Below are 14624 nucleotides of genomic sequence, written 5' to 3'. Positions count from 1 at the left end.
ATTGATTACAAGAATTAAAAATCAAAAAACGAACAGCATGGAACTCATAATTGACAATGTATCAAAAACCTATTCAAATGGTGTAAAGGCCCTTCAGAATATCTCTCTAGAAATCCCTAAAGGTATGTTTGGGCTGTTGGGTCCAAATGGCGCAGGTAAGTCTACTTTAATGCGGACTATTGCCACTTTGCAGGAAGCAGATAAGGGGACGATTTCACTGGGAAATTTAGATGTTTTCACACAGAAAAATGAGGTGAGACAGGTACTAGGATATTTACCACAACAATTTGGTTTATATCCTAAAATATCTCCCGAAGTGTTATTAAATCATTTTGCAGTTCTCAAGGGTATTACAAACAAAGGGGAGCGTAAAGATCTTGTAAACGCGCTTTTGCACAAGACAAATCTATATACTGTAAAAAAACAAAACCTTGGAGGCTTTTCTGGCGGAATGAAACAACGTTTTGGGATTGCACAAGCCTTACTTAACAACCCAAAATTACTTATTGTAGATGAACCTACAGCTGGATTGGATCCTGTAGAAAGAAACCGTTTCTATAATATATTAAGTGAATTGGGAGAAAATACAGTGGTAATACTATCAACACATATTGTTGAAGATGTAAAAGAATTATGCACCAATATGGCAGTGATTAACCAAGGTCAGGTTCTACTAAAAGGTAATCCCTTAAGAATAATCGAAGAGCTGGAAGGCAGAGTGTATCAGAGAACGATCATAAAATCTGAATTGGACACCTATAAACAAAACTATCAGGTTATCAGTGAAAAACTATTTCTTGGGAAACCAATCATTCATATACTTAGCGACACCAATCCTGGGGATGGTTTCTCTCCAGTTAAAGCTGATTTGGAAGATGTGTATTTCTCACAAATATTTGGTGATAATAATAACCTTAAATCAATTTCATAATGATGTGGTACGAAATATTTAAGTTCGAATTAAAATACCGAGTAAAGCGAGCAGATACTTACATTTTCTTTGTCTTCCTATTACTGTTTTCGATTTTTGGCGTTGATTTTGTATATGAAGGAATGGATTTCAGTTTGGTTAAAAAGAATTCACCTTTAATTGTAGCAAAAACCATGGGAGCGGTTACAGGGTTTTGTATGATAATTGCCTCTATGATTATGGGAGTCTCTATATTACGCGACTTTGAATATAATATAGAGTCCCTCATGTATTCAAATCCTATAAAAAAGCGAGATTATTTATTAGGTCGCTTTCTAGGGTCTTTTACAGTATTACTTTTTGTGTTTAGTGGGGTTTTCTTCGGTATGATTTTAGGAGAATACATGCCTTGGCATCAACCAGATCATTTTCTAGCTTTTAATTTATTGACCTATTTGAAGCCATTTGTAATGGTAACATTACCAATTCTGTTTTTTGGGGCTTGCCTATTTTTTATAACTGGCGCATTAACTAGAAAATTGATGGTTGTGTATACACAGGGTATTTTCATATTTGTTATTTTCATGTTGACTAAGGCAATTACCAATGAATCTTTAAAAGCAATTTTAGATCCATTTTCATTAACAACACTCACCTCAATTACAAAAACTTGGACAAGAGCAGAAATAAGTTTACAGGCAATTCCATTTAGCGGAGTGCTACTTTACAATAAGCTATTTTGGGTTGCATTGGGTGCACTTATTTTTGGCTTTGGTTATAAGAAATTTGAATTCAATGTAGTTAGGAATAAACGTATTAAAAAGAAAAAGGCACAAGTATTTGAGTCTGAAATTGATGATCATTATGATATCGAAATTCCAGAATTCAACCTAGAACATGGTATTAAATCGAAGTGGTCTCAGCTTATGCATTTCTCTTGGTTTTACTTCGTGAGTATTTGTAAGCAAACCTCTTTTTGGGCCATTGTAATTTGTGGGATGGTTATAATTTTAATCAATTCGGTGAGTCTTGGTACTGTGTATGATGTTGATAGTTATCCTGCAACCTATTTTATTGTAGAAGAGCTTCGAGAAATGTCTTTATACTTCTTTTTTGTTATCCTTATTTTTTACTCTGGAGAACTAATTTGGAAGGAAAGATCTGTAAAACTAAACTTGATTTATGATTCAAGTCCAATGTCGGACTTTATAAATATAGCAGGTAAATATCTTGGGCTTATACTCATCTATGTTATACTTATTGTCTCTTTGATTATTTCAGGAATCATTTTTCAAACGATCAACGGATATTACAACTATAATTTTCAAGTGTACTTTTATGGCTTCTTTTTAGAGATCTTACCGTTTCTAGCCTTATTTACCCTTATTGCCTTCATTGCTCAAGTAGTAGTCAATAATAAATTTGCTGGAATTATGGTTACCATAATATTTTTCATCTTAAACATTACTTTGGCTCTCTTCGGGTTTGACCATGATTTATACTTCTTTGGAGGTAGTTCACTTGGTACGTATTCAGATATGAATGGCTATGGTCATTTTATGAAGCCATACCTGATTATCAAGACTTATTGGTTTTTATTTGGGATACTAATACTAATTATAGCTTCTGCTATTTCCGTTAGAGGAACAGAAACTAATTTAATAAAACGATTAAAAGTAAGTAAATACCGAATTAGTAAATCGATTATAAAACTAGGCCTAATTACTTTTGCTTCTTTTATAATTCTTGGTAGTTATATTTTTTACAATACGAATATCTTAAATAAGCACTGGACAAACTCTGAAAAGATAGCATTTAGAGTTGGCTATGAGAAAACATTAAAAAAGTTTGAATACCTGCCGCAGCCTAAAATAGTAGCTGTTAACTTAAAAGTAGAGTTATATCCAACAACTAGAGATTATACCGCTGAAGGCTTTTATATTCTAAAAAACACCTATGATACACCTATTGATGAAGTTCATATTCAGAAATTATTAGAAACAAAAGTAGTACTAGAGTCTATAAGCTTTGAAGGCGGTGCAACTTTAGACAATCAATATGCAGAATTTGAATATCATAAATACCTATTAAAGGAACCTTTGCAGGCTGGAGATTCCATAAAAATGAGTTTTAAGCAAACCTATACAACTAAGGGCTTTGAACCAGGTCATTCTAATACAAGTATTGTAAATAATGGTACGTTTTTTAAAAACAACGATTTTCCAACATTAGGATATACTAAAAAATATGAACTTCAAGATAAACATGATCGCGTGGAAAACAATTTGTCAACTAGATCAAATAAGGCTGAAAGGGATGACCCAAAAGAATTAGTTAATGCTAGATCTGGAGGTGATTCTGATGGTATTCACTTTGAAATTGTTATTGGTACAGATAAAAATCAAACTGCTATCGCTCCTGGAAATCTAATAAAAAGTTGGAAAGAAAACAATCGCAACTATTTTCATTATAAAATGGAGATCCAAATGATTAACTTTTATTCCATAGTTTCAGCGAAATATGAAGTTAAAAAGGATACTTGGCTGCCAACATCTGGCACGATTAGAAAACCTGTAGATTTAGAGATTTATTATCATAAAGAGCATGATTATAATCTAGACAGAATGATGGAATCGATGAAGGCTTCGTTTGACTATTATAGCACTAATTTTAGCCCCTATCAATATCAACAAATGCGTATTCTTGAGTTCCCGCGTTACGCAGAATTTGCGCAATCTTTTCCTGGAACAGTACCATTCTCAGAAGCTATTGGTTTCATTTTAGATATTAATGATGAAAAAGATGTGGATATGGCATTTTATGTCACTGCACACGAATTGGCTCATCAATGGTTTGGAATGCAAATAGAAGCTGCTAATGTTAAAGGACAACTTATGCTATTAGAAACCTTATCACAATATGCTGCAATAATGGTTTTAAAACAAAAGTATTCCGAAGAAAAAGTTTTACAATTTTTAGAGATTCAGAAAGATAGATATATAGAAGGGCAACGCAACGAAGGCAAGCAAGAACCATCTCTTGAAATGGTAGGGAATCAAGACTATATCTATTATGCAAAAGGTGCAATTAATATGTATGAGTTTCAAAAACAGATTGGTGAAGCAAATGTGAATCTCGCTTTAAAACGATTTATAAGAGATTGGAATACTCTAGATGGTAAACTAAAAATGAAAACGGATAGATATCCAACTACCAACGATTTGTTAGGCTATTTTAGAGATGTTGCACCAAGCCATCAAAAACATATAATCACCGCCCTTTTTGAATCTGTTGGTGAATTAAAAACTAATTAAAATTATATAAATTGGCCTCATAAAGCACTAGAAGGTTTACTTATTGAAGAGAATAAATATTATAGAGTTTTTATAATTGTAGAGAAGAAAGAAACATAACAGTTGCTAACAAAATGTATAAGCAATGGCTAAGAAAGTGCAAACCTCAAAGTTTGTACTTTTTTTTGTGTTTTTGAACTTAGCCGAAAAGTGGGTGCTGCTTTATCGCCACTACCTCATACACAAACTGTTGGTAAACATTTAATAAGAAAAATTCAACTTAATTTATCTTAAAACTAAATTTTTATCAGTATCTTTAATTTAAGCCTTTAATCTTCAGAGTTTTACCGCTAAATCATATCTCCCCTTTTAAGAATCAATTTATGGCAATATTTTAATATTAACTTAAATATTATAATTATGAAAAAAATTACAATTCTTACAGTATTAATTATGACGTTCCATTTATCGATGGCACAAACAGCATTAGATTTTGATCCTAATTCAGGTGACCAGCAAGTTGAAATATTAGGAATAACTTGTCCAAGCGAATTTACTTTTGAAGCATGGGTTAACTATAGAGGAATAAGCATTGATTATCCAACCATTTTAGAATTTGGAGATGACGAACCATTTTTTGGACTTGATGGTGATTTTTTAACACTTTTTGATATTATTTATTCGACTTCTACAATCCCTTTTAATCAATGGATTCATGTTGCCGTAACTTTTTCAACAATAAATTCCGAAGCTAACTTATATATTAATGGAATATTAGATGCTACTGAAACTAGTGTAACAATTTCTATTAGTGGAACTGAAGCAGGTATTGGCTATAATGGTAGTGATGATGTTTTTGATGGTTCAATCGATGATGTAAGAATATGGAACGTGGTTCGCACTGAAGCTGAAATATTTGGAAATATGAATATATGTTTAACAGGTTCTGAATCAAATTTATATGCATTTTATAATTTTAATGAAGGCTCTGGAACTATTGTAAATGATTTATCAAGTAATAATTTCAACGGAACATTAATAAATATGGATTCTAATACCGATTGGATTGCTTATAATGATTGTAGTGATTTATCAGTTGAAGAGCAAAATCTTAGTTTATCAATAACCCTATTTCCAAATCCTACTACTGACTATATTCAACTTTCTAATTTCACTAATAAAGAAGATTATATAATTTATAACATTTTAGGGTCTAAAATAAAAGATAGTAATATCTCTCATAATGAAAAAATTGATGTTCGAAACTTAACTAATGGACTATATTTCTTAAAATTTGATAACGGAACTACATTAAAATTTATAAAAGAATAAACTAGATAAAACGTTTGCTAACAACGTGTATATTTAATTACTTGGTTCTATAGCCTACTTGGAAATTCCTCTGGTTCGTTTTCTTTTACTAATTTAGTTCTTGGCAACGGAACTATCCATACACGAACACGATAGCCTTCATTATGAATAACCAACTAAGCGCTATTTAAAGCTAATTCAACAAATTAATAAAGCAGATGGCTTTATACATTCTGACATAGAGAGATTGTGTAGATAAATGAATAAACTCATCATGTAGGGATACTACAAATAATTAATATTCATGTAATTACACAATAAATATTTGCTGTATCAAAATAGAATCCCTACATTCAATACTCAATAGAGTTTAGTACTCTACTCCCTAATAGTCTACTTCTTAATACTTTTCTTTCTTATTATATATAAATCTATTTCCTAAAACCCTTTAGGAACCTTTTTTACCTACACTGAAAAAATAAATATTGATTAATAGCAAAACAATTTTTATTAACTAAAACCAATTTAATTATGAAAAATTTATTGATCGGGCTTGCGCTAATCTTTTGTGCAAGTTTGTCTGCTCAGCGTAATGCGGAAAACGACTATTGGAATTCGTGGAGATATACTCCAAAACAAGGGATGACAACAGAGTTTGAAAAAGCAGTTGCTAAAAAGATGCAAATGTTCAATAATTCTGCTGAGACCGGAATGATTACCTACAAGATAATTACAGGACGAAATAGTGGAACCTACGAACGTGTAGAATCTATGAAGTACCCAAAAGATTATGATATGGATAGGACAGCCGAAGGGGATTACTGGCAGAAGAATGTATCTAAATTTGTTGAAAAAACTAGTGGACAAATGCGATGGGACCGAATTAACAATGCGACGCTAAATTGGGATCCGGAAAATCCGGGGACACCCTCAAAGTATCTGAAGCGAACAACTTTCGATGTCAAGCCAAGTGGAACCACGCACTTTAGAAGGTTTATTTCTCGCATCACAAAAACTATGAAAAAAAGAGAATTTAAGGACAAGCAATTGATGTTCAGATGCATAAGTGGTGGCAGTGACAATATGTATATAATGGTCAGAGGATGGGATAGATATCAGGACCAACCATGGTCTGAATCCGACAATACCTTTGAAGAAGACTATAACGAACAATTTGGATGGGGAACCTTTGAAGAGGACCGAAATAATTTTAATAACTCTCTTGAGAGTTGGGGAGAAATGACAGAAAGCATGGAATTGGTGCCTTCTTTGACAACCGGTATGATGAATTAACCTATATTTAAACGAATCTCTAAAGCCTGTCCTTTTTGGATGGGTTTTTTTGTTTGGAATCATGCATACACCATTTCTCCTTTTCTTATGAATACAGATCAAAAGTATTGCCTTAATTGCTGAAATTGAAAATATTTAGAACAACTTTGGGTTTTGAATTTAAATAGTAAAACGAAAGGCTAACACCGTATATAATTTATTGCTACAGTTGGTTATGACGAGGAACTTCTCCTACAAATTATTATCTTTAACTAATCGGAACAATTGTAAGTCAGAGCCTTGCTCCTTTTCTAAGGCTTTTTGCCTACCTTTCAGGATGTTTCGGCAATCCGGCAGCTCGTAGCAAGGCTCAAGCCGCAACTAACCATACACAAACACGTTATAAATAGATTTAGGAAGTGGTTATGTGCTTAATCGGAACACCAAAAAAACCAATTTTTACAAATCTAAGAATGAGAACAGCACTCATTTTAATAGTTTGATATAAATATGATTGATAGAATTAGAGAATTGGAAACATTGTCGAGGATTTTGGACCCGGAAATGGGACAAAGAGATAAATGGAATTTGGAGGTTTTAGATTACGCCAATACATTTATCAACAAATTGGATACTTCTAAAGCTTTTTTCTCCTCAAAAAAAAACGGAAAAGAAATATACAATTTAGATATTGAAGAACAGGCAACTGAACTAACCACATTACTAGCTAGTACAACAAAGAATATCGATGAAGTGGGTATAAACCCTGCATCTGGCGGGCATATGGGATATATTCCTGGTGGAGGGCTTTACCCCTCTGCTCTGGGAGATTACATTGCCGCGGTTAACAATCGATATGCGGGAGTGTTTTATGCTGCTCCAGGAGCAGTCCGTTTAGAAAATATGCTTATTCGCTGGATGTGTCGTCTAATGGACTATCCTGGTAATGCTACTGGCAATTTAACTTCTGGAGGGTCTATTGCCAATCTAATTGCCCTTGTAACAGCTAGGGAAGCTCATAATCTCAAAGCTCGAAATTTTGATAAATCAGTGATTTACCTTTCGGAGCAAGCTCATCATTCTATATTAAAAGCTATTCGGATTTCGGGCTTATCAGAAGCTCCCGTCAGGTTCATTCCTTTAGATGAAAAACTAAGACTTTCGGCAAATGAGTTGGAAAAAACAATTATTGAAGATAAAGAGAACGGTTTGACACCCTTCTTCATCAGTGCATCATTAGGAACTACTAATACTGGGGCAATTGACCCTATTGAATCGATTGCACATATTGCGAAAAAACACAAGTTATGGTTTCATGTCGATGCTGCTTATGGTGGCTTCTTTAAATTAGTCCGCGAATTAGATTCTAAATTTAAAGGAATAGAGAAAGCTGACTCCATTACCCTCGACCCCCATAAAACACTTTTTTTACCGTTTGGAACAGGTACCATACTTGTGAAAAATAAAGAAAAATTATTAAAAGCATATCAGTATCTAGCAGACTACATGCAGGATACAATTGATGCTAATGAAGAAATTTCACCAGCAGATATATCGCCAGAACAAACAAAACATTTTCGAGGAATGAGAATGTGGTTGCCACTAAAACTATTTGGATTAAAGCCTTTCAGAGCATCATTGGAAGAAAAGTTATGCTTAACAAAGTATTTCTATAATGAAATAAAAAAAGTAAAAGGATTCGAAGTTGGACCGGAACCCGAGCTTTCGGTTGCAATCTTCAGGTATGTTCCTACCGATAAAAATGCGAACGCCTTCAATAAAAAATTGATTCAAGCTATTCAAAAAGATGGACGCATATTTCTATCATCAACTAACATAAATGGAACATTTTGGATAAGGATTGCCGTAGTATCATTTAGGACCCACCTATTTCAAATAGAGCTTTTACTGGATATTATTAAAGAAAACGTGAAGAGAATTCAATTGACCTAAATTGAGCCAGTAGCTAATAACGTGTATAAATAATTGCGGCGGAATTTCCTCGCAGGAAATTCACTTGATTTAATTAACTTCGTAGTACGGCGAAAAAACCAAACTGATTTTTCGCAACTAAGCATACACCAACCGTTGTAGCACCATTAGTAAATATGAAAGCATATAGTATTAAAAACTACGGAGAGCCAGACAAAGTTCTCAGGCTTATGGAAGTCGAACAACCAGAACCTAATAATACCGAGGTTCAGGTTAAAGTTTGTGCAACAACAATCAATGATTACGATTGGTGCCTTGCAACCGGAAAGCCTTTTGCTTATCGTCTGTTCTTTGGGATATTTGGTCCCAGGAAAAAATTAATGATACCAGGAATGGAGGTAGCAGGAATTGTGGAGAAGGTCGGAAATAATGCTACAAAGTTTAAAGCCGGCGATGCCGTTTACGGTGACATCTCAGAATTCGGATTTGGCAGCTTTGCTGAGTTTCTTTGCATAGATGAGAAAGCACTTGCTCGAAAGCCAGAAAGCATGAGTTTTGAAGAGGCAACTAGTATTCCACACGCGGCAATGCTTGCCCTACAAGGTCTGCGTGATGTGGGACAGATTAAAGATGGCCAGAAAATCTTGATCAACGGTGGTGGTGGCGGTGTTGGTTCATTTGGACTTCAAATAGCAAAACTTTACAACGTAGATGTTACAGGAGTTGATACGGGAGAAAAATTAATAGCGATGGAAACTCAAGGATTTGACAACGTAATTGACTATAAAAAAGAAGATTTTACTAGGAGTGATCAGCAATATGATCTAATTCTTGATTGCAAGACCAATCGATCGCTATGGAAATTTTTAAAGGTTCTTGAACCGGAAGGAAAATACGTTTCAATAGGTGGTAAGTACGGCAAACTATTGCAAATGCTTTATATGACTCCAATACTAAAGTTATTTAGCAAGAAACGTGTACACATGGTCATGTTAAAAACTAATAAAGACTTGGAGTACATCAATCAGCTTTATGAGGACAACAAGATAAATTGTGTTATAGATGGTCCTTATACTTTTGACAAAATACCTTGGGCGATTCAACGATTTGGAGATGGACTGCACAATGGTAAAATTGTAATTTCAGTAAATTAACAGTGCCACAACAACGTGTATAATTAATGCTTCACTCCTACTTCAATTAAAATTTATATATTTAAACAACTGATTTGTAAAACTATAATTCCTACAGGTTCTAAGTCGCACAAATTATACACAAACACGTTGTAACACATTACCCAAAAAACTCTGGTAATAAATTTTGAAATTCCTTTTTTCCTTGAAAAGTAAGAAAAGGAAATAATATACTTAAGAATGTATTTACGTGATAATCTATATTATCTGAATTTAATTTATTAGGATAAAGGCTACTAGAATATAACCAAGTATTACCATAATGAATCATTCTTTCTGCCAGAAAATTATATTCCAATTCAAAGGATGAATCTTTCATCAAATCTTTTTCTTTCATTTTTTTAAATAACAAAAAACAACCCTCAATTCTTTTTTTATAAACCTCTTGAAAATGTTCTTTTACCTTATCATTTATAGAAAGAAGATTATATAAATCAGTCCAAAAAAATGTATAATCTAACATTCTCCTCATACTTCTCTCAACATCAATTTTGACTTGTTCAATTGATATTTCAATATTGGGTAACATATTAATTCTTTCATCAAATTCTGAAACCATTTCAAAATACAAAGCCTCAAAAATATCCTCCCGTTTTTTATAATGATAATTCAAGTTCCCTGAACTCATATTCATTTTTAAAGCAATCATTCTTATTGTTACATCGTGATACCCTTTTTCGTTGAATAGAGTCCTAGCGGCTTCCAAAATCAATTTCTTTTTTTTACTCATTAGTAAACTTGTCCTAATTAGATATTATTAGTAAATTTGTCCTAAATTACGAAATGAAATCATTATACAAATCAGAATTAGGAAAAAAAGAGATTATAAAGCTTTATGAGCAAAAATTAAAGGATTTAGAAATAGACCATAAATACAAACTAGTTAATACTGATTTTGGAAAAACCAATATTATCGTAATTGGAGATTCAACAAAGCCACCACTTTTAATTATTCACGGCTCAAATGGCTGTGCTCCTATTTCGTTAGAAACCTACCCAAATCTTTACAGAAATTTTCAAGTATTCGCTATAGATGTTCTTGCACAACCTAATAAAAGTGCAGAAAACAGATTGAGTATGAAAGACAACAGTTACGGTTTGTGGATGAATGAGGTTATAAATAAACTAAGTCTAAAAAATGTAACTATGGCTGGTTTCTCGTTCGGAGGATTAATTATACTCAAAACTTTAATTCAAAATGAAAAGAACATTAAAGAAGTCTATTTATCTGCTCCTGCTTTTATTGTAAATGGAAATCCTCTGATTCTTTTATCTAAGGTATTCATTCCTATGAAATTATATTTGAAAACACAAAATTCAAAATATCTTGAAAAATTCTTAAAAACTCTTTTTACGGAACCAGACATATTCGCTCTTAAGTACTTATCAAAAGTATTTTTGCATTTTAATATGGATTTTACACCTGTTCCCGTAATAAAAAAAAACGAAGCTAAATTGATAACAACTCCAATAAGTTTATTTGCTGCAAAGAAAGATATTATGTTTCCTGGAATAAAAATGCTTAAACGTGCGAACAAAATTTTTCCATCCTTAAAAGAAACCATTTTATTAGAAAATTCTAAACACGTCCAAAACAGAATTGATAATGATAAAATTGAAAAAATAATATTGAGAAAATAACGTGTCACAACACCGTGTATAATTAATTGCTGGACTTACAACACCTTAACAATTCTTTAAAATAATAAAAAGCTGAATGCTTTAACATAACTTCTCATCTCATTAATCAAAAATCAAACAAAAATGAAATTTAAAATTGTTATTTTCTTAATAGCCGCCTTTATTCTTAAAGCCAACTTCTGCCAATCACAATGTGTTATACCAAATGGTGAATTCGAAGAATTTGAAACCGTAGAAAGAGAAGATTTGTTCGGAAACATTATATCGTATGAAGTTCCGATGGACTGGATAGAAAGCCCACCCATGAATATTGTACCTAGATTTATTCACGGTATTGGTTTTTTTGGACCCTATGAAGAAAGCGATGCAAATGGAAGTGCCCTACTAATTACACGATCAGCTCCAGGAAGTTTTCAAAACATTAATAGTGGCTATATGCGATTTCATTGCACCGAAGTCGCAAACAGAATTAAAGGACGTATTAAGTTTCTCGCGTCTTCGAACAGAGAGATTGGGCAAATGGACAGAATTAGCATTGGTGTATTCTATTCAACAGCAGAAGACTCCTTATCATTAGTCGACGATATCTACCCAGGAAATTTTCCCGAACGCTCTAAGTATTTTACAACTACAGAGCTTATCGAAGAGTTTACAGATTTTGAAATAGATCTTAGTGACTTCTATGAATCAGAAGAAGAATACGAATATTTTACTGTAATGATTAAAATGGAAATTATCGACCCAATAAGTTTGGGAGCGGAATATTCTTCAGCTGTTTTGGATGATGTTTATTTAGAGTATGATGAGCTTAACCTAATAGAACATACAGGTAATAAAACAATCATTTATCCAAATCCAGCCAATGGGTTTCTGATGATAGAATCGAATACTATAATTGACACATCTAACATTACACTTTTTGATATTACTGGTAGAACGATACGAGAAGTGAACATTGAACAATCATCTTCAACAACATTAAGACTTGATTTAGACAAACTTTCAAAGGGCATCTACCTACTTCAAATAGGCTCTAAAAATCAGCAGGTCGTTAAACGTTTTATTAAACGTTAAACTAAACTTTTGCAAATAGCTCTATTTAGTCAACAATTTAATTAGTAGATAGTCTTAATTGAATCTATTCCAAAAAAGCCAAAAAATTATATAACAATTTTAGTAGAAAATGTTAGTGGATCTGCAGATGTTAGAACTATTTCGATTATAGAACCATAAAAAAAATGAGTTGTTTTCATTTTTGCAAATCACCTATATGCTTACAACGAATTGTATAGAAGTATTGAAAAGGAAATTTGGGAAAGGAATAATTAAAAAACGCATACTAATTAAAAACTACAGCCAACAACGTGTATATTTAATTGCTTGTTTTGTGCGTACTCGGAAAATCCTGCGGAATTTCCTCTGGTTCGGTTTGTTTTACTAACTTAGTTATTGCCAACGCCACTAACAACACACAAATCCATTGTAAACCATTAAAGAAAACCTATGCAAGTTAAAGAACATTACGAAAATCACTTAGCAAGTTTCTATTCTTGGATGCTTGGCGATTTGGAATCTAAATCAACGGCTTTTAAAGATTTTTTAGTCGATAACGGAATTGAACCCAATAACACAAAAGTTGCGATTGATTTAGGAGCAGGTAATGGAATTCAAAGCATTGCTTTAAAAGAATTGGGATTTGAAGTTACAGCGGTAGACTTTAATCAGCAATTATTGGACGAGTTACAATCCAACCTGAAAGGAGTGGGAATAAATATTGAGTTATTAAACATCAGGAATGTTTTGAAATTTAAGGACTTAAAACCCGAACTGATAATTTGTTGTGGTGACACGATTACACATCTTGAAAACAAAGAACAAATTAAGAACATAATTGAAGATGCGAAAGATATCTTATTAGACAATGGGAATTTAGTCCTAACTTTTCGTGACTATTCGAATGAACTAAATGACAGTCAAAGATTTATTCCAGTAAAAAGTTCTACCGACCGAATTTTAACTTGCATACTAGAATACGGAACGGAAAAAGTAAAGGTTACAGATTTGCTACACGAGAAAATTAAGGGCGAATGGACTCAAAAAGTAAGTTCTTATGAAAAGGTGCGGGTTTCCCCAAATGAAATTGTGGGCTTTCTTGAAAAAAGTGGACTGGAGATTAAATTCAATGAACCGATTAACCGAATACAGACAATTATTGCGAGAAAAACGGCTTACAACAATGGCTATAGTTAATACGGGTTTTGGTGCTTAACCCAAAGTTTAGAGCTTTAAACTAAGGCCGTCATCCCAATAATTATCGGGATTGGATTTGGCTTTAAAAATGAAAAAATAAAATAAGATAATAAGATTTAACTTCGTGCGTAGACGTTAGCGACAAGCGACCAAAAACATCGTAACTATATGAAAATAATTGAACGATTACTATTCTTGATCTCTTGGACAATAATTATAGGCTTATCAGCTTATTTTTTTCTGGAAAATGTAGGTGCTTATTTTACTGGATATAGAAGTGATAGTTACATTAACAACCCGATTTGGGTAAGCTCCCACTTAATAGGCGGAACATTAGCGTTACTGACCGGACCAATACAATTCTCTAAATGGATTAGAAACAAATATTTGAACTTTCACAGACTAACAGGGAAAGTTTACATCATTGGAGCATTTATCGCAGGTTTATCGGCGATTAGGCTATCACTAATAAGTTCTTGCTTGCCGTGTAGAGTTTCACTCTTTATTTTAGCTGTTTTGGTCCTTTTTACTACTTTTTCAGCTTGGTGGTGCGTGAAAAATGGAAATATAAAAGCACATCAACAATTTATGGTTCGAAGTTATATCTGCATACTTTCATTTGTAGCTGTAAGAATTGGAGGGATAATCCCATTGGACTTTTTATTTGGACAAATTGAAGACCCAACATTTGGCAGAACTGTAAATGAGTATTTCTTTTCATTTGTACCAATAATTTGTGGTGAAATATTTATGATTTGGATTCCAACATTAAAAAATATTAAAAGAAAAACAAGTCGAAATAAAGCCGGTCGCTAACACTTT

11 protein-coding genes are annotated in these 14624 nt (G+C 32.9%); 10 read left to right on the top strand and 1 reads right to left on the bottom strand.

The features are described 5' to 3' along the window. Positions 1–37: 37 nt before the first annotated feature. From V7719_RS17725 to V7719_RS17700, 6 genes are all read left to right on the top strand, one after another. The gene (locus V7719_RS17725) at positions 38–931 is read left to right on the top strand and encodes an ABC transporter ATP-binding protein (protein ID WP_335731287.1); all 894 of its coding nucleotides are present in this window, start codon (positions 38–40) and stop codon (positions 929–931) included. Then, on the top strand, positions 931–4224 hold the full coding sequence (locus V7719_RS17720) for an ABC transporter permease/M1 family aminopeptidase (protein ID WP_335731286.1): 3294 nt from the start codon (positions 931–933) through the stop codon (positions 4222–4224). The genes V7719_RS17725 and V7719_RS17720 overlap by 1 nt, the downstream gene beginning before the upstream one ends. 399 nt (positions 4225–4623) lie before the next feature. Next, positions 4624–5535, top strand: coding sequence for a LamG-like jellyroll fold domain-containing protein (locus V7719_RS17715; protein WP_335731285.1), 912 nt, complete (start codon positions 4624–4626; stop codon positions 5533–5535). Between the two features lie 510 nt (positions 5536–6045). Next, positions 6046–6807 carry a hypothetical protein gene (locus tag V7719_RS17710; protein ID WP_335731284.1) on the top strand — a complete coding sequence of 254 codons (762 nt, stop codon included), beginning with the start codon at positions 6046–6048 and terminating at the stop codon, positions 6805–6807. Positions 6808–7296: 489 nt separating this feature from the next. Then, complete coding sequence (locus V7719_RS17705) at positions 7297–8739, top strand: pyridoxal phosphate-dependent decarboxylase family protein (protein ID WP_335731283.1); 1443 nt, start codon at positions 7297–7299, stop codon at positions 8737–8739. Between the two features lie 155 nt (positions 8740–8894). Then, positions 8895–9872 (top strand): NAD(P)-dependent alcohol dehydrogenase, encoded by a 978-nt coding sequence (locus V7719_RS17700; protein WP_335731282.1) that lies wholly within the window; start codon positions 8895–8897, stop codon positions 9870–9872. Positions 9873–10011: 139 nt separating this feature from the next. Here the strand turns inward: V7719_RS17700 and V7719_RS17695 are convergent, their stop codons facing one another. Further along, entirely contained in the window at positions 10012–10641 is a 630-nt protein-coding gene (locus tag V7719_RS17695; protein WP_335731281.1) for a TetR/AcrR family transcriptional regulator, read from the bottom strand. 53 nt (positions 10642–10694) lie between these two features. On the opposite strand from V7719_RS17695, the gene V7719_RS17690 reads away from it, so the two are divergent. From V7719_RS17690 to V7719_RS17675, 4 genes are all read left to right on the top strand, one after another. Next, positions 10695–11552: an alpha/beta hydrolase gene (locus V7719_RS17690; protein WP_335731280.1), complete on the top strand. Its 858-nt coding sequence runs from the start codon at positions 10695–10697 to the stop codon at positions 11550–11552. 123 nt (positions 11553–11675) lie between these two features. Next, on the top strand, positions 11676–12626 hold the full coding sequence (locus tag V7719_RS17685; RefSeq protein ID WP_335731279.1) for a T9SS type A sorting domain-containing protein: 951 nt from the start codon (positions 11676–11678) through the stop codon (positions 12624–12626). Between the two features lie 429 nt (positions 12627–13055). Further along, a complete protein-coding gene (locus tag V7719_RS17680; protein WP_335731278.1) occupies positions 13056–13802 on the top strand; it encodes a class I SAM-dependent methyltransferase in 747 nt (248 codons plus the stop codon). 168 nt (positions 13803–13970) lie between these two features. Further along, complete coding sequence (locus V7719_RS17675; protein WP_335731277.1) at positions 13971–14618, top strand: DUF2306 domain-containing protein; 648 nt, start codon at positions 13971–13973, stop codon at positions 14616–14618. Positions 14619–14624: the final 6 nt, after the last annotated feature.

Origin of the sequence: Psychroserpens sp., from assembly GCF_036960315.1 — a bacterium.
In the GTDB taxonomy this organism is placed as follows: Bacteria; Bacteroidota; Bacteroidia; order Flavobacteriales; family Flavobacteriaceae; genus Psychroserpens.
The sequence above is the reverse complement of the archived record's forward strand: the minus strand, read 5'-3'. Positions and strand labels throughout refer to the sequence as shown.